This is a genomic window from Sphingomonas sp. FUKUSWIS1, assembly GCF_000733135.1.
Classification (GTDB): domain Bacteria; phylum Pseudomonadota; class Alphaproteobacteria; order Sphingomonadales; family Sphingomonadaceae; genus Sphingomonas; species Sphingomonas aerolata.
Genome location: NZ_JPJC01000032.1, coordinates 1 through 15,504, shown reverse-complemented (window position 1 = coordinate 15,504; position 15,504 = coordinate 1). Strand labels below are relative to the sequence as shown.

Genomic DNA, 15,504 nt, shown 5'->3' with positions numbered 1-15,504 from the left:
GGGACGATCGCCTATACCGGCGGCGACGGCAGCGCTCCCGCCGATGTCTGGGTGTCGAGCGGTGGCAAGTCACGGCGGCTGACGCAGCTCAACGCGGTGATGACCGGCGCCAAGACGCTCGCGCCGATCCGCAAGATCGCGGTGACCGCGCCCGATGGCCGCGCGATCGACGCGTGGCTCGCAACGCCCGCCAATCGCACGCTCGGCCAGCGCGTGCCGCTGATCCTGGAAATCCATGGTGGGCCGAACAGCGCCTATGGCCCTGGGTTTGCCACCGACATGCAACTCTATGCCGCGGCGGGCTATGCGGTGCTGTGGACCAACCCGCGCGGCTCGACCTCCTACGGTGCCGAATTCGCCAATCTGATCGACAAGAAATACCCGTCCGACGATTATGGCGACCTGATCGCCGCGGTTGATGCGGCGATCGCGGACGGGACCGCGGATGCCGACAATCTGTTCGTCACCGGCGGATCGGGCGGCGGCGTCCTGACCGCCTGGATCGTCGGCAAGACCGACCGGTTCAGGGCCGCGGCGACGCAAAAGCCGGTGATCAACTGGGCAAGCGAGGCGCTGACGATGGACAACACGCTGTTTACCTCGCGCTACTGGTTCACCAAGCTGCCATGGGAGGATCCGATGAGTTACTGGAACCGCTCGCCGCTCAGTCTCGTCGGCAACGTCAAGACACCGACCCTGGTCGTGGTGGGTAGTGACGACTACCGCACGCCCGTTTCGGAATCCGAGCAATATTACGCCGCGCTGCAGATCCGCGGCATACCGACCGCGCTCGTCAAGGTGCCGGGTGCGAGCCACGGCGGCTTCACCGCACGGCCGTCGCAATCCGCGGCAAAGGCCTCCGCGATTATCGCCTGGTTCGATCGCTATCGCGCCAAGCCGAGCGGATTACGCACCGACTGACCGTCCGTTCGTCACCGCCGGGGCGATGCCCATGGTGCAGTCTCGTTACTGCCGCACGGATCACTCCGATCCGTGCGGCAGTGCTGATTACGCCAAGCGGCGTAGCCGGCTCATCGTTCGCCCTCGCCACCCTCGTTTTCGCCACCTTCGCCGCGCTCGTTCTCGCCGCCCTCATATTCGCCTTCGCCGCGCTGGCCACGCTGCTGCTGCACCGCGCGCGCGCGCCGCGGCGATGTCACCGCATGCCGAACCTTGCCCGACCGGACGACCCGCCGTCCTTCACCTTCACCCTCGCCTTCACCCTCACCGACCTGCTGAGCTGGCGACGGCATTGGCTTGGCGGCCGCGTCGCCGATGACGGCTTGGCCCGATTGCGCGATCACAAAGGCGCCGACGCCCATCCACAATTTCGTACGCATACTATCTCCTCGGTCCCGACGCGTTGGCCGGGAAGGCACTGACCTGTTAGGGGCGCGTCACCTGGCTTCATGCCGGATTTGCGAGATTTCCCATGATGATCATGATTGCCAACGTCCTGGATGCGGACAATCTCCAGTGGCTGCGAGATAATATGCGCAAGACCCGCTATGTCGACGGCCGACGGACGGCGGGGCGCGAGGCACGCCCGGTCAAACGCAACGAACAGGTCGACCGCGGCGACCCGTTGCTCGCCGAGATGCAGGACCTCGTCGTCGAGCGGTTGCTCGACAATGCCCTGTTCCGCATGGCGACGCGGCCGCATGTCGTCCGCCCGCCGCTCTTCAGCCGCTATGATGCGGGCATGGCCTATGGCAGCCATGTCGACGATGCGATCATGGGCGGGATGCGGACCGATGTGTCGGTGACGGTCTTCCTCAGCGAACCCGAGGATTATGACGGCGGCGAACTGGTGATCGAGTCCGCCGCCGGCGAACAGGACGTCAAGCTGCCCGCGGGCTCGGCGGTCTGCTATCCGACGACCTCGCTGCACCGCGTGGCGCCGGTCGTGTCGGGCGAGCGGCTTGCCGCGGTGACCTGGGTCCGGAGCCTCGTTCGGGACGCGGATGCGCGGGAACTGCTGTTCGATCTTGAAACCGCCCGCCACGCGCTGTTCGAGCGGCTGGGCAAGACGCCCGAACTCGACCTGCTCGCCAAGACGCAATCCAACCTGCTCCGGCGCTGGGCCGAGGACTGAGCGGCGCGGCGTGGATCGCCGTCAGCTTGGTCTGTCGATGAGAGCAAGCGTGGCCGCGTCGCTCGTCCCGGCAAACCAGCGATCGAGCGCTGCGCCGAACAGCGGACCGGCCCCCGCCTCGCGAAACAGCGTCAGCGACGATCGCAGCTTCATCGCATCGATCTCACCGAAAACGGCCCGGGCGGTCGTCCCCGTCAGCGCGTCAAGCGCTTCCACGCACTGCCGCAGACGCGCCCCGAGCACCGGATGCGCAAGATAGGCCCGCGCTTCCTCGAGTGACACGATCGCATAATGCTGCGCCATCGGGCTTCGTCCGAGCCCGGCAATCTGCGGGAAGATGAACCACATCCAGTGACTACGCTTGGCGCCGCGGCGTATCTCGGCAAGCGCGGACTCGTAGACTGCCGCCTGCGCAGTGACGAACCGTTCAAGATCATAAGGATGGGTCATCACCGCCTGCTTTCACTCAATCCTCGGCTCCCCACATATGGGAGAATAGATGGACGCAGGAAGGACTGGCTGGGGCGGCAGGGTTCGAACCTGCGCATGGCGGCATCAAAAGCCGCTGCCTTACCACTTGGCGACGCCCCAGCAGAGGCGGCCTTATAGCGGCGCGCCCCGACGAGAAAAGCCCTATCGCGTCTTAATCGAGTCGATGGACCCACCCATTGGCATCCGGCGCCAGACCGCGCTGGATAGCGACGAGCGAATCGCGGATCCGCAGCGTCATCGCGCCCGGCTCGCCGCCGCCGATCGTGAAGCGGCCCTCGGGCGACGCGACGGTCCCGATCGGGGTCACGACCGCGGCGGTGCCGCAGGCGAACGCCTCGACAAGCTTGCCGCTCGCCGCGTCGGCGCGCCACTGGTCGATCGCATAGGGCTCCTCGCGCACCGTGATCCCCTGCGCCCGCGCCAGCGTCAGGATCGAATCGCGGGTGATGCCGGGCAGGATCGTGCCCGTGAGCGCGGGGGTCGACAGGCTGCCGTCCTCGAAGACGAAGAAGACGTTCATGCCGCCGAGTTCCTCGACCCAGCGGCGCTCGACCGCATCGAGGAAGACGACCTGGTCACAGCCCTGGCTGATCGCTTCCTTCTGCGCGAGCAGGCTGGCGGCGTAGTTGCCGCCGCACTTCGCCGCGCCCGTGCCGCCCTGTGCCGCACGCGTATAATGCTGGCTGACCCAGATCGAGACCGCGGAGGCACCGCCCTTGAAATAGGCACCGACCGACGAGGCGAGCACCATGTAGAGATATTCGGCGCTCGGCTTGACCCCCAGGAACACCTCGCTCGCGAACATGAACGGCCGCAGATACAGCGCGCCGCCGTCGCTGTCGGGAATCCAGTCCTGATCCGTCCGGACCAGCCGCTCGACCGATTCGAGGAACAGCGATTCGGGAAGCTCGGGCATCGCCATCCGGCGTGCCGAATCCTGGAAACGCCGCGCATTGGCTTCGGGCCGGAAGAGCGCGGTGCCGCCATCGGCGAGTCGATAGGCCTTCATTCCTTCGAAGATTTCTTGCGCATAGTGCAGAACCGACGATGCGGGATCCATCATGATCGGCGCGCGCGTCGTGATCCTGGCATCATGCCAGCCCTTCGCGTCACTGAAGCGGATCATCGCCATATGGTCGGTAAAGACCCGGCCGAAGCCGGGATCGATCAGGCGCTGCGCACGCTCGTTCGCAGCGACCGGATCGCCACACGGTTCGAACGAAAATGTCATGCTCGCGTCTGGGGACGATGAGGCCTGCGACAACGGAGGATGCATTGAATTTTTCTCTCTTTCCACGGCTTGCCGTCGACTAGGACCGAAGACTAAACCGGTCAACATGGCTGCCTCAGCATCACCCGCTTCACCCCTGTTTCTTCGCGAACCCGAACTGCGTCGCGGCATGGAACTCCTGTACTTCGGTCAGAGCCATCTGGTCCGATCGATCGATGCGGGGCTCGCGGAGCAGGGGCTGGGGCGCGCGCACCACCGCGCCCTGTATTTCATCGCCCGCAAACCGGACATGACGGTCAGCGAACTGCTGTCGCTGCTGGCGATCACCAAACAGTCACTCGGTCGCGTGCTGAACGAACTCAGCGATCGCGGCTTTATCGAGGTCCGTCCCGGCGATCGTGACCGGCGTCAGCGACTGCTGCGCTTGACGCCAGTCGGCAGCAAGATGGAGAGCGACCTGTTCGAAGCTGCGCGACAGAAGATGTCCGCAGCCTATAATCACGCCGGCCACGGCGCGGTTGCGGGCTATTGGGCGGTGCTCGAAGGCCTGATCCCCGAAGAGGAACGAGAGCAGGTGATAAAGCTGCGCGGCTGACTAAAGCGGCGCAAGGTCGCCGCGGGCGTTTGCCGCCATCTCCGCATTGCGCCGTGCCGACGCCGCCAGCGTGCGGGACATCAGGGTGACCAACGCATCGCCGTCGTCGAGCACGTTCAAGCCTTCCCGCGTCGATCCACCCGGGCTCGCAACCCGGTCCGCCAGCACCGCCGGCGAAACATCGGCTGCGCCTGCCATCCGCGCGGATCCGTCGAGCGTGGCGAGCGCGAGTCGCGCCGCCTGATCCGCCGGCAGGCCGAGCGCCTGCCCCGCCTTGGCCAGCGCGTCGGCAAAACGGAACACGAAACCCGGCCCGCATCCCGCCAGCGCGGTGACGGCATCGAACTGCGCCTCCGCGGCGATCCACTCGACCAGGCCGAGCGGCGTCATCAACGCCTCCGCGGTCGCACGCGCCGCGCCGTCATCCGTCGCGCCGTGCAGCGCAACCACGCCGCGGCCGATCGCAACCGGCAGGTTGGGCATCGCCCGAACCACCGTCTGCGCCTGGGACAGAGGTTGGAGTGCGGCAATCTCGACCCCCGCGAGGATCGAGATCAGCAGCTTTGGCGCATAGCGCGAGAACTCGGGCGTCTTCAGCGCGCCGAGCTGCTGCGGCTTCAGCGCGAGCATGACGGTTTCAGCGGAAAAGTCGTCGGGGTCGGGCACCGCGGCGACGACGTGCACACCGGGTGGCATCACGCGCATACTGGGGCTGACGACGGTCACGCTGTCAGGTGAAAGGCCGTCGGCAAGCCAGCGGGCAAGCATCGCCCCGCCCATATTGCCACAGCCGATCATCAGGATCCGCCCGGTCATCGGCACGCCGCGCCCGGGGAAACGCGCGCGATCACGCCTCGCCCTGGGTTTCGATCAGCGCCGAGGCAAGCGCGTCCGCCGGCGTCTTCCCGCCCCACAGGACGAACTGGAACACTGGATAGAAACGCTCGCATTCCTCGATCGCCGATTCGACAAGCAGTTCGGCGGCCGAAAGCGACATCGTCCCATCCTCGCCGCCATCGACCATCGCCGCGTGACGGAACAAAAGGATTCCGCTCGTCGACCAGAGTTCGAAATGGCCGATCCAGAGCTGCTCGTTGGCGAGGCCGATCGTCTCGTAAACCGCCTGACGCCGTTCATCGGGCACCTTGATGTCCGGAAACGCCAGGAACTGCAGCACGCTGTCGTCCTCGCGCCACAAGGCGCGCAGTTCGTAGGTCGTCCAGCTGCCCTTTACGGTCGCGACGATCTCGTCATCGTGACGTTCATGTTCCCATCCATGCGCAGCATAATAGGCTTCGAGCATGTCGATGGGAGCAGCGTCGTCTTGGTCATGGTCGGCGTGGTCGAGCATCATTACGTCCTGGCACTCCCTGTCACGCGACAAAGGGTGCCGGGGCAAAAATGCTCCGACAACCCCGTTCGATCCGAATGCCCAGAAATCTGTGGAAAAGTCAGACGCCGACCTGCATTTTTGCTTCGAGAGCGTCGAGCCGGGCCTTCAGCGCGTCATTTTCGTCGCGCGCGGCGGCCGCCATCGATTTCACCGCATCAAACTCCTCACGGCTTACGAAATCGAGGCCGCCGAGCCATTCACGAGCACGCTCGCGAACCCCAGACTGCGCTTCGCGGCCGACACCGGCAAAGGTTCCAGCGGCGCCGTTGAGGACCTTCACTAAATCGTCGAACATCCGGTTTTCGGACTGCATTGTCATCATCCTGCTAGTAACTTGCGCCGCGCGCCCCGTCACAACATCTGGGAGGTGCGCGTCGTCGGCACAAGGGTTTCGGCATCGGGGTTGAGCCGGCCTATACCGTATGTGAGCATTCCCGCAAAGCTGATCCACACCATATAGGGCACCATCAGCCACGCCGCCCCGCGCCGGATACGCGCAAACAGGAATGTCGCCGCGATCGAGAGCAGCAGCATCGCGACGATGACAAGCAGCGACGCACCGATTCGGTGCGCGCCGAAGAACAATGGCGTCCAGGCGAGATTCAACACGAACTGCGCGGCAAACAAGGCGATCGCGCGCCCCCGCCCCAGCGCGCCGCGCGCATTGAGGATCATTGCGAGAGCCAGGCCGAGCAGCACGTAGAGCGTCGACCAGGCGACCGGAAACACCCAGCCTGGCGGAGTGAGCGCGGGCTTCACCAGGCTGGTGTACCAGGCACTTTCGCTCCCCACCGGGACCGCGCGCCCGGCCAGAAAGCCCAGCAGGACGATCAACGGAACGGTCACGATCGCCCAGCGCAGGAACGACATCCTCAGCTGGCCCTTCGAAGCGATGCCTCCCACATACGTCCTTTCAAGACTGATCGGCTTAGTCCTGCCGCGGGAACGCCCTGCCGTAAACCGCAACATGCATGGACCGATCGGGAAGTGTGTCATTCTGCGATGGCCGATCCGGGTCCAGCGCGGGCAGCATCCGGATCGTCAGTCGCGTGGCGCGGCGACCGCATGCGCGGCGATCAGGAACTCGATATTACCCTCGGGACCGGTGATCGGGCTCTCGACGACGCCCTCGACCTGCCAGCCCTGTGCCTCGAACCAGGCCGCGACCTCGCCGCAGACGCGCGCATGGACGGCCGGATCGCGGATCACGCCGCCCTTTCCGACCTCTTCGCGGCCTGCCTCGAACTGCGGCTTGACGAGCGCCAGCAGCCGCGCGCCGGGACGTGCGAACCCGATCGGGCGCTCGAGCACCTTGGCCAGCCCGATAAAGCTCGCATCGCAGACGATCAGGTCGACCGGTTCGGGGATATGCGCGTCGGTCAGGATGCGCGCGCTGGTCTGTTCGTGGACGATCACGCGCGGGTCCTGACGGAGTTTCCACGCAAGCTGGTTGGTCCCGCTGTCGACGGCATAGACGCGAGCGACCCCGTTGCTGAGCAGCACGTCGGTAAACCCGCCGGTCGACGAGCCGACGTCGATCGCCACCGCGTCCGTGACCGTCCAGCTGAAATGTGAGAGCCCGTGCGCGAGCTTGATCCCGCCGCGCGACACCCAGGGGTGATCGCGACCCCGCACGTCGAGCACGACGTCGTCCGCCAGCGTCTGCCCCGGCTTGTCGACCTTGCGCGTGCCGGCAAAGACCAGCCCCGCCATGATCAGCGCCTGGGCGCGCGTCCGCGACTCGACCAGTCCCCTGTCGACCAGCATCTGGTCCGCGCGTTGCTTTGCCATACGCCCAGCCTATCGCCCCGGCGTCCGATCATCGCAAGCTGCCTTCCTTTTGCCGCAATATCTATTGCCCACTGAACTGGTAGGATTATCTTGCAGACAGGGATCGTGATCGGCCGACGTCCCCTAGAGCGTCGATCGATCACGATCCCACCCCCGGGCTCCGGGGGTCTGGAGAAGGAGAGGCGTCGTGGGTTCTTTTGCACCATATGATAGCGTTCAACCGACCATCCTGACGGTCCCCGGGCTCGGCGGATCCGGCCCGTCACACTGGCAGACCCTGTGGGAAGATGCCCGGCCGGATACCGTCCGGGTCGAACTGGGGATGTGGAACACGCCGCATCGCAACGCCTGGGTCACGCGACTCGACGAGGCGATCCGGCGCGCACAGGCCCCCGTCATCCTAGCCGCGCACAGCCTTGGTTGCCTTGCGGTGGCGTGGTGGGCCGAACTCAGCCCGCAACCCTATGGCTGGCCCGTCGCGGGGGCATTGCTCGTCGCGCCCGCCGATGTCGATCGCGGTGGGGCCCAGGCCGAGCTCAAGGGCTTTTCACCGACCCCGCGCGGCCCCCTGCCCTTCCCCTCGATCGTCGTCGCGAGCAGCGACGATCCCTGGGTCACGCCCGACCGCGCGCACAGCATGGCCGCCGACTGGGGTAGTCATTTCGTCGATGCCGGCCCGCAGGGGCATCTCAATGCCGCGAGCGGTATCGGCTGGTGGCGCGAGGGACAGGATCTGCTCGAGCGGGTGATCGCCGCGAGTGGCGACGGTCACGGGCAAGCGCTGCCGCCGAGCCAGGCGCGATCGATCCTCGCCGTCAGCGCAACCGACGCGGCCCACTCCCACTATCTGGGCAGATAGGCAGGGCGCGCGTCCGGCAGTCGTTCCGGATCAGCCGCGCAGTGTGTCGTCTGCCGGCACCTGCGACTGCTGATCCTGCTCGTCCGCGGCACGCGCCGCGGGCAACCCGGCGCGCATCCGCCGCCACATGGCGATGTTCAGCGACACCATCACGATCACCGCGAGCGCAATGATCACGATGGCCTTGGTCGGCCCGCTCATGCGCGCGCTTCGGCAACCCCGCCCGAATTATGGCGCAGCGCCTTGAGCACGGTTTCCACCAGCGCCGCCGAATCGAGCCCGGCCTCGGCATATTGCGCGTCGGGCTTGTCCTGATCCTGGAAGAGATCCGGCAGACGCAGCGTGCGCAGCTTCAGCCCGCCGTCGATCAGCCCCTCGTCGCTGGCCAGCGTCAGCACATGCGCGCCGAAACCGCCGACCGCGCCCTCCTCGATCGTGACCGCGACCTCGTGCGTGGTGAGCAGCTTGCGGATCATCTCGACGTCGAGCGGCTTGGCGAATCGCAGATCGGCAACGGTGGTCGACAGCCCCTTGGCCTCGAGCACATCGGCGGCCTTCAACGCTTCCTCGAGCCGCGTGCCGAGCGACAGGATCGCCACGGCCTTGCCCTCGCGAACGATCCGGCCCTTGCCGATCTCGAGCAGTTCGGGCGTGGCAGGCAAGGCGACGCCCGTGCCGTTGCCGCGCGGGTAGCGCACCGCGATCGGGCCGGTGTCATACTGCGCCGCGGTGTGTGTCATATGGACCAGCTCGGCTTCGTCCGCCGCCGCCATCACGACGAAATTCGGCAGCGTCGCGAGATAGGTCACGTCGAACGATCCGGCATGCGTCGCGCCATCCGCTCCGACCAGCCCGGCGCGATCGATCGCAAAGCGCACCGGCAGGTTCTGGATCGCGACGTCATGGACGACCTGGTCATAGGCCCGCTGCAGGAACGTCGAATAGATCGCGCAGAACGGCCGCATCCCCTGCGCGGCAAGCCCCGCCGCGAAGGTCACGCCGTGCTGTTCGGCGATGCCGACATCGAAGAAGCGATCGGGATAGGCCTTGGCGAAGGCATCGAGGCCGGTGCCCGACGGCATCGCCGCGGTGATCGCACAGATCCGGTCGTCCTTGGCGGCCTCGGCGACGAGCTGCGCACCGAACACGTTCTGATATTGCGGCGGTCCCGGCGGCGCCTTGGTCTGCACGCCCGAGATCACGTCGAACTTCTGCACGCCGTGATATTTGTCGGCCGCGGCCTCGGCGGGCGCATAGCCCTTGCCCTTCTTGGTCACGACATGGACGAGGATCGGGCCCTCCTCCGCGTCGCGCACATTCTCGAGCACGGGGATCAGATGCTCGAGATTATGACCGTCGATCGGCCCGACATAATAAAAGCCGAGTTCCTCGAACAGCGTACCGCCCATCGTCATGCCGCGGGCGAACTCGTCGGTCTTCCGCGCGGCGTTGTGGAACGGCCGCGGCAGGCGCCGAGCGAGCTTCTTGGCAAGCTCGCGAATGCCCAGGAATTCGCGGCTCGACACGATCCGGCTGAGATAGGCCGACAGACCGCCAACCGGCGGCGCGATCGACATGTCATTGTCGTTCAGGATCACGACGAGGCGATTACCCGCCTGCTCGGCATTGTTCATCGCCTCATAGGCCATGCCCGCCGACATCGCGCCGTCGCCGATAACGGCAATGCCCTTGCCCGGCGTGCCCGCGATCTTGTTGGCGACCGCGAAGCCGAGCGCGGCCGAGATCGATGTCGAGGAATGCGCAGCGCCGAACGGGTCGTATTCGCTCTCGCTCCGCTTGGTGAAGCCGCTGAGGCCGCCACCCTGGCGCAACGTCCGGATCCGGTCGCGGCGGCCCGTCAGGATCTTGTGCGGATAGCATTGATGCCCGACGTCCCAGACCAGACGGTCGCGCGGCGTATCGAACACATAATGAATCGCGGTCGTCAGTTCGACGACGCCGAGCCCCGATCCGAGGTGGCCACCGGTCGTCCCGACGGCCGAGATCGTCTCGGTCCGCAGTTCATCGGCAAGCTGGCGAAGCTGGTCGGGTTTCAGCTTGCGCAGGTCATCGGGGGTCGAAACCGTGTCGAGCAACGGGGTTACAGGAGTATCTGCCATCCCGCCGGCTTATCGCAGCACAGGTTTGGTGTCGATTGTTACCGAACGAAACCCCGCCATCCGCGGATATTTCTACGCAGCGACGCCAGATTGGTTACCCCGTCATGGCGCTGGCAGCCTTCCCCGATCAGCGCTGCGCCTCGCATGCGGCACACCGGCCGCGGACTTCGATGACCGGGCGGACAGGCACGAAACCGGCCGAAATAGCCGCATTCCGCACACCGCGAGTGATCACGTCATTGTCGATATGCGTCGTCTGCCCGCACGAATCACATACCAGGAAGATGCAGTCGTGAAGGCAATCGGGATGGGCATTGGCGACGTACGCGTTCGCACTCTCGACCCGTCGCGCCAGGTTCGCACCCACGAAGAGGTCGAGAATTCGGTAAACGCTGTTGGCAGCGACGCGCCGCCCCTCCGCCTTCGACACGGCTTCCGCGATGTCATAGGCCGAGGCCGGCTTGTCGAAGCCAGCCAGCGCGGAAAACACGCTGGCGCGCATCGTCGTCCACTGCTCTCCCGATTTTTCCAGCGTCGCCTGCGCGGCAACGTTAAGGTCGGCGCCTTGCGGCTCATGATGTGAATGCGAGTGCGTTGCCATTATGCCGTGAATCTAGGGTGCCGCAGGACCGGCGACAAGCAGCGACCGCGCCGGGGCGATCGTGCGGCCCGGCTCAGCTTTCGGCGCGACGGTTCAGATCGTGCCCGAACGCGAGCAACGCGACGCCGATGATCGTCCAGAGCGTCTCACCGCTTCCCGAATCATGCGGCAGCGTCATCGCCCCCGCCATGATCCCGAGCCCGAACGCACCCATCGCCGCCGGCATCGCATAGCCATGATGAAGGATCCCGCGCCCCAGCGCGACCGCACCGAATAGGATCGCGATCGTCAGTCCGACTTCGTGGAAGATGGGATCGAGCAGCACGCCGCCCGCGGTCGACATCAGCGCAACCAGCACCGACGTTGCCAGACAGTGCACCATGCACAGACCCGACAGCCCGATCGCATAGCGATCCAGGCCTGCGATCCAGGACGGATGCGCATGGGTATGGTGGTGGGCGGTCGTCGACATCGTTCCGATTAGATAGTCCATCTCAGGAAAGGATACAACATCACATTCGGCCGAACGCCCGTCGTCCGCTCGCTTTTTTTTCAGGAAAAGGACGCTCGATCGACGTCGTGATCAATCCTGCGCTCGCGCTCGTTCCCAACGCATCGCGCGTGTGTCTCGGGCCAGCAGAAACCCGGCGGCCGATAACCCCTGATACTCGACGCCCCAGTCAGACAGGCGTAGAGCCGTGCGATGCTCCAGCCCAGTGCCGCCTTCCTGTCCACAGCGCGCCCGCGAGCGGTCGCGACCTGGCTTCTTCTCGTTGCGGCGATGATCGTCGGCATCGTTATCGTGGGGGGCATAACGCGGCTTACCAATTCGGGGCTCTCGATCACCGAATGGAAGCCGATCACCGGCATCATTCCGCCACTCACGCTTGCGCAGTGGCAGGCGGAATTCGCGAACTACAGACAGATCCCCGAATATAGCCAGCTCAACAGCGGCATGACGCTCGACGGGTTCAAGGCGATCTTCTTCTGGGAATATCTCCACCGCGCGCTGGCACGGACGATCGGCGCGGCGTTCGCGATCCCGCTCTTGTGGTTCGCGCTGCGCCGGGCAATCCCGGTCGGCTATGGCTGGCGACTCGGCGCGCTGCTGGCGCTCGGCGCGCTTCAGGGCGCTGTCGGCTGGTGGATGGTGAAGTCCGGGCTGTCCGTCCGCACCGACGTCAGCCACATTCGTCTCGCAGTCCATCTGATGACCGCGCTCGTCACGCTCGCCGGCATCGTCTGGACGGCGCTGGACCTCCTCGCACTCCACCGCTCGAAGCTTGCGGCCCCGGCCCGCCTCGTGCCGATCGCGGTCACCGCGTTCGCGTTGCTGTTCGTCCAGCTTGTCTATGGCGCGTTCACCGCAGGGCTCAACGCAGGCTACGCCTTTTCGAGTTGGCCGCTGATGGGCGACAGCCTGTTCCCGGGCGGCGTCCCGATGCTGTCACCCGGCTGGATCAACGCCGTCGACAACCCGATTGTCGTCCAGTTCATTCACCGGTGGCTCGCCTTCGCCACCGCCGCCGGGCTCGTCTGGCTCGCGGTCCGCGCGACGCAGCATGGTTCGCGCGCCGGCTTCTGGGTGGTCGGGCTCGTCACGCTTCAGGTCTTTCTGGGGATCGCAACGCTCATGACCGGTGTCGCCATCCCTGTCGCCGTCGCACACCAAGCCAACGCGGCGCTGTTGCTGATCGCCATGGTATTTGCCGCGCATCGCCTCGGCAATCCGCCCAAGGTATTATAATACCCGCCATGAAACCGGCGGAAAGCTTGACTTAAACACCTCTTTTCGCCATTGCCGCCTCGTTAGCGCCGTCCGTCGTGGCGGCGCATATCGTTTCAGCAAAGGTCTCAGCCCCATGAAGGCGCTCATGAAGACCACCAAGTCGGCCAAGCCGCACGAGGTGGAGAAGAAATGGCATATCGTCGATGCCGAGGATCTGGTGGTCGGTCGCGCAGCGTCGATCATCGCCAACGTCCTGCGCGGCAAGCACAAGACGTCGTTCACCCCGCATGTCGATTGCGGTGACAACGTCGTCGTGATCAACGCCGACAAGATCCGCTTCACCGGCAACAAGGCCGCGAAGAAGGTCTATTACAAGCACACCGGTTATGCCGGCGGCATCAAGGGCATCACTGCCGCCAAGGTTCTCGACGGCCGCTTCCCGGAGCGCGTTCTCGAAAAGGCCGTTGAGCGCATGATCCCGCGCGGCCCGCTTGGCCGTGAGCAGATGCGCAACCTGCGTATCTTCAAGGGTACCGAGCATCCGCATGAGGCACAGAACCCCGAGGTTCTCGACATCGCCAGCATGAATCGCAAGAACAAGGTGGGTGCGTAAATGACCGACAACCGCCAGTCGCTCGCCGATCTCGCGAGCCTGACCAACCAGCCCGCACCGGCTGCTCCGGCCGCACAGTCGCTGCCGACCAGCGAAGGCGACATCGCAGCGCCCGTCTCGAACGAGCCGGTCCGCGAGCCGATGCCGCTCCGCGAGCAGATCCTCGACAAGCAGGGCCGCGCCTATGCGACCGGCCGTCGCAAGGACGCCGTTGCCCGCGTCTGGGTCAAGCCCGGCACCGGCAAGATCACGATCAACGGTCGTGACCAGGAAGTGTATTTCGCACGTCCGACGCTGCGTCTCGTCATCAACCAGGTGTTCGGTATCACCGAGCGCGAAGGTCAGTATGACGTAGTCTGCACCGTCAAGGGCGGCGGCCTTTCGGGCCAGGCCGGCGCGGTCAAGCATGGCATCAGCCAGGCGCTGACCCGCTTCGAGCCGGTGCTGCGTGCATCGGTCAAGGCTGCAGGCTTCCTGACGCGCGACAGCCGCGTCGTCGAGCGCAAGAAGTACGGCAAGGCGAAAGCCCGTCGTAGCTTCCAGTTCTCGAAGCGCTAAACGCTTTACCGAACTACGGAAAAGGGCGGTCCGGGTTTTCCCGGGCCGCCTTTTTCATGCCTGCGCTACATCCGTACGACGCGGGTGCCGATTCGTGCGGCCTCGTCGGGGTCGTGGGTCACCATCAGGATCGGCAGGCGCATCGTATCGCGCAGATGCTCGATCACGCGGACGATCTCCTCGCGGCGCGGTCGGTCGAGCGACGCCAACGGCTCGTCGAGCAACAGGAAGCGCGGGTTGCTGAGCAATGCCCGTCCGATCGCCACGCGCTGCGCTTCGCCCCCCGAGAGCGACCGCGGCCAGCGGTCGAGCAGATGCCCGATCCCCAGGAAGCCGATCCGCTCCTCGAACCCCGACGTGTCTCGGCCGGCGCCGTAAAGCAGGTTCGCCCGCACCTTCAGATGCGGAAAAAGCCGCGCTTCCTGAAACACATAGCCCGCACGGCGGTGTTCCGGTGGCAGGTTAATGCCCTCCCCGAACAGCGTGACGCCATCGACGACGATCCGGCCATTGTCGGGCGTGAGCAGCCCGGCGACCATCTTCAGGATGCTGGTCTTGCCGACGCCGGACGGTCCGAACAGCACGGTCGCGCCGTCCCCCGCCGCCATCGTCAGTGCGACCTCGGCATCGCCCAGACGCTTGCGGACGTTGATCTCAAAGGACATGAAGCCCCCTGCCCGCGCGCCGCGTCAGGAGCTCGGACGCGACCAGTGCGATCAGCGACAACGCGACGGAAATCGCCGAGAGCCGCCATACCAGCATCTCCGCGCCCGGCTGCTGAAGCGCCGAGTAGATCGCCAGCGGCAGCGTCTGCGTCTCGCCCGGCACATTGGAGACGAAGGTGATCGTCGCCCCGAACTCGCCGATCGATCGCGCAAAGCCCAGCACCGCGCCCGCGAGCACGCCCGGTACGCTCAGCGGCAGCGTGACCGTCCAGAATACCCGCCACGGCCCCGCGCCCAGCGTCCGCGCCGCACTCTCAAGCCGTGCATCGACCGCCTCGATCGACAGCCGCATCGCACGCACCATCAAGGGCAGCGCCATGACCCCCGCTGCGATCGCCGCACCGGTCCAGCGGAACAACACGCTGACCCCGAACCACGACTGCAGCCACCCACCGACCGGCCCGTTCGGCGCAAAGGCGAGCAGCAGCAGCCACCCCGTCACGACCGGCGGCACGACGAGCGGCAGGTGGATCACCGCATCGACGAGGATCCGCCCGGGAAACCGTACGCGCGCCAGCAGCCAGGCAAAGCCGAACGCGATCGGCAATGTGATCAGCATGGCGACGGCGCCGACCTTCAGCGACAGACCGACGATCCCCCATTCCGCCGGTGTCAGGACGAACCCATCCGTCACTCAGCGCGCCGAAAAGCCGTAACGCACGAAGATCGCCTTGCCCTGACGCGACGTCAGGAACCGGCGGA

At 65.8% G+C, this 15,504-nt stretch carries 21 protein-coding genes and 1 tRNA gene; 7 read left to right on the top strand and 15 right to left on the bottom strand.

All coding sequences use genetic code 11. The annotated features are described in order from the left end of the window. The coding region (locus sphsw_RS03150; protein WP_031439333.1) for an alpha/beta hydrolase family protein at nucleotides 1-921 on the top strand (921 nt) is incomplete at its 5' end. Between the two features lie 110 nt (nucleotides 922-1,031). On the opposite strand, the gene sphsw_RS03145 is transcribed toward sphsw_RS03150, so the two are convergent. Next, nucleotides 1,032-1,340 (bottom strand): hypothetical protein, encoded by a 309-nt coding sequence (locus tag sphsw_RS03145; protein WP_152555363.1) that lies wholly within the window; start codon nucleotides 1,338-1,340, stop codon nucleotides 1,032-1,034. A gap of 92 nt (nucleotides 1,341-1,432) precedes the next feature. Here sphsw_RS03145 and sphsw_RS03140 point away from each other — a divergent pair, with 92 nt between their 5' ends. Then, on the top strand, nucleotides 1,433-2,095 hold the full coding sequence (locus tag sphsw_RS03140; RefSeq protein ID WP_031439331.1) for a Fe2+-dependent dioxygenase: 663 nt from the start codon (nucleotides 1,433-1,435) through the stop codon (nucleotides 2,093-2,095). A 21-nt stretch (nucleotides 2,096-2,116) separates the two neighbouring features. Here the strand turns inward: sphsw_RS03140 and sphsw_RS03135 are convergent, their stop codons facing one another. The 3 genes from sphsw_RS03135 to sphsw_RS03125 all read right to left on the bottom strand — a co-directional run bounded on the left by sphsw_RS03135 (nucleotide 2,117) and on the right by sphsw_RS03125 (nucleotide 3,818). Continuing rightward, complete coding sequence (locus tag sphsw_RS03135; RefSeq protein ID WP_031439330.1) at nucleotides 2,117-2,545, bottom strand: DUF1810 domain-containing protein; 429 nt, start codon at nucleotides 2,543-2,545, stop codon at nucleotides 2,117-2,119. A gap of 66 nt (nucleotides 2,546-2,611) precedes the next feature. Then, nucleotides 2,612-2,686, bottom strand: a tRNA-Gln gene (locus sphsw_RS03130). Nucleotides 2,687-2,738: 52 nt separating this feature from the next. After that, nucleotides 2,739-3,818: a branched-chain amino acid aminotransferase gene (locus tag sphsw_RS03125; RefSeq protein ID WP_031439329.1), complete on the bottom strand. Its 1,080-nt coding sequence runs from the start codon at nucleotides 3,816-3,818 to the stop codon at nucleotides 2,739-2,741. A gap of 106 nt (nucleotides 3,819-3,924) precedes the next feature. Here sphsw_RS03125 and sphsw_RS03120 point away from each other — a divergent pair, with 106 nt between their 5' ends. Then, a complete protein-coding gene (locus tag sphsw_RS03120; protein ID WP_031395654.1) occupies nucleotides 3,925-4,413 on the top strand; it encodes a MarR family transcriptional regulator in 489 nt (162 codons plus the stop codon). On the opposite strand, the gene proC is transcribed toward sphsw_RS03120, so the two are convergent. The 5 genes from proC to sphsw_RS03095 all read right to left on the bottom strand — a co-directional run bounded on the left by proC (nucleotide 4,414) and on the right by sphsw_RS03095 (nucleotide 7,597). Beyond that, nucleotides 4,414-5,229, bottom strand: a complete 816-nt coding sequence (gene proC / locus sphsw_RS03115; RefSeq protein WP_031439328.1) for a pyrroline-5-carboxylate reductase — start codon at nucleotides 5,227-5,229, stop codon at nucleotides 4,414-4,416. 31 nt (nucleotides 5,230-5,260) lie between these two features. Further along, nucleotides 5,261-5,767 (bottom strand): YbjN domain-containing protein, encoded by a 507-nt coding sequence (locus tag sphsw_RS03110; protein WP_031395656.1) that lies wholly within the window; start codon nucleotides 5,765-5,767, stop codon nucleotides 5,261-5,263. Nucleotides 5,768-5,864: 97 nt separating this feature from the next. Beyond that, a complete protein-coding gene (locus sphsw_RS03105; protein WP_031439327.1) occupies nucleotides 5,865-6,119 on the bottom strand; it encodes an accessory factor UbiK family protein in 255 nt (84 codons plus the stop codon). Nucleotides 6,120-6,157: 38 nt separating this feature from the next. Further along, nucleotides 6,158-6,676 (bottom strand): TspO/MBR family protein, encoded by a 519-nt coding sequence (locus tag sphsw_RS03100; RefSeq protein ID WP_031439326.1) that lies wholly within the window; start codon nucleotides 6,674-6,676, stop codon nucleotides 6,158-6,160. Nucleotides 6,677-6,847: 171 nt separating this feature from the next. After that, entirely contained in the window at nucleotides 6,848-7,597 is a 750-nt protein-coding gene (locus sphsw_RS03095; protein ID WP_031439325.1) for a TlyA family RNA methyltransferase, read from the bottom strand. A gap of 187 nt (nucleotides 7,598-7,784) precedes the next feature. Between sphsw_RS03095 and sphsw_RS03090 the strand changes: the two genes are divergently transcribed. Next, nucleotides 7,785-8,456 (top strand): RBBP9/YdeN family alpha/beta hydrolase, encoded by a 672-nt coding sequence (locus sphsw_RS03090; RefSeq protein ID WP_031439324.1) that lies wholly within the window; start codon nucleotides 7,785-7,787, stop codon nucleotides 8,454-8,456. Nucleotides 8,457-8,486: 30 nt separating this feature from the next. Here the strand turns inward: sphsw_RS03090 and sphsw_RS19610 are convergent, their stop codons facing one another. From sphsw_RS19610 to sphsw_RS03075, 4 genes are all read right to left on the bottom strand, one after another. Continuing rightward, the gene (locus tag sphsw_RS19610; RefSeq protein ID WP_157840526.1) at nucleotides 8,487-8,657 is read right to left on the bottom strand and encodes a hypothetical protein; all 171 of its coding nucleotides are present in this window, start codon (nucleotides 8,655-8,657) and stop codon (nucleotides 8,487-8,489) included. Continuing rightward, a complete protein-coding gene (dxs, locus tag sphsw_RS03085) occupies nucleotides 8,654-10,576 on the bottom strand; it encodes a 1-deoxy-D-xylulose-5-phosphate synthase (protein ID WP_031439323.1) in 1,923 nt (640 codons plus the stop codon). The genes sphsw_RS19610 and dxs overlap by 4 nt, the downstream gene beginning before the upstream one ends. A gap of 127 nt (nucleotides 10,577-10,703) precedes the next feature. Further along, on the bottom strand, nucleotides 10,704-11,177 hold the full coding sequence (locus sphsw_RS03080) for a Fur family transcriptional regulator (RefSeq protein WP_031439322.1): 474 nt from the start codon (nucleotides 11,175-11,177) through the stop codon (nucleotides 10,704-10,706). A gap of 73 nt (nucleotides 11,178-11,250) precedes the next feature. Further along, nucleotides 11,251-11,649, bottom strand: coding sequence for a MerC domain-containing protein (locus sphsw_RS03075; protein ID WP_042466454.1), 399 nt, complete (start codon nucleotides 11,647-11,649; stop codon nucleotides 11,251-11,253). A gap of 231 nt (nucleotides 11,650-11,880) precedes the next feature. On the opposite strand from sphsw_RS03075, the gene sphsw_RS03070 reads away from it, so the two are divergent. The 3 genes from sphsw_RS03070 (at nucleotide 11,881) to rpsI (ending at nucleotide 14,077) form a co-directional block, all read left to right on the top strand. Continuing rightward, nucleotides 11,881-12,924 (top strand): COX15/CtaA family protein, encoded by a 1,044-nt coding sequence (locus sphsw_RS03070; RefSeq protein WP_031439320.1) that lies wholly within the window; start codon nucleotides 11,881-11,883, stop codon nucleotides 12,922-12,924. A 115-nt stretch (nucleotides 12,925-13,039) separates the two neighbouring features. Continuing rightward, nucleotides 13,040-13,519 carry a 50S ribosomal protein L13 gene (rplM, locus tag sphsw_RS03065; protein ID WP_037530138.1) on the top strand — a complete coding sequence of 160 codons (480 nt, stop codon included), beginning with the start codon at nucleotides 13,040-13,042 and terminating at the stop codon, nucleotides 13,517-13,519. After that, complete coding sequence (rpsI, locus tag sphsw_RS03060) at nucleotides 13,520-14,077, top strand: 30S ribosomal protein S9 (protein WP_043157976.1); 558 nt, start codon at nucleotides 13,520-13,522, stop codon at nucleotides 14,075-14,077. It abuts the gene before it with no gap. A 65-nt stretch (nucleotides 14,078-14,142) separates the two neighbouring features. Here rpsI and sphsw_RS03055 read toward each other — a convergent pair whose 3' ends face one another. Together sphsw_RS03055 and modB are read right to left on the bottom strand one after the other, a co-directional pair. Continuing rightward, the gene (locus sphsw_RS03055) at nucleotides 14,143-14,742 is read right to left on the bottom strand and encodes an ATP-binding cassette domain-containing protein (protein WP_031439319.1); all 600 of its coding nucleotides are present in this window, start codon (nucleotides 14,740-14,742) and stop codon (nucleotides 14,143-14,145) included. Then, nucleotides 14,732-15,436: a molybdate ABC transporter permease subunit gene (gene modB, locus sphsw_RS03050; protein ID WP_037530133.1), complete on the bottom strand. Its 705-nt coding sequence runs from the start codon at nucleotides 15,434-15,436 to the stop codon at nucleotides 14,732-14,734. Before modB ends, sphsw_RS03055 begins: the two co-directional genes overlap by 11 nt. Nucleotides 15,437-15,504 lie beyond the last annotated feature (68 nt).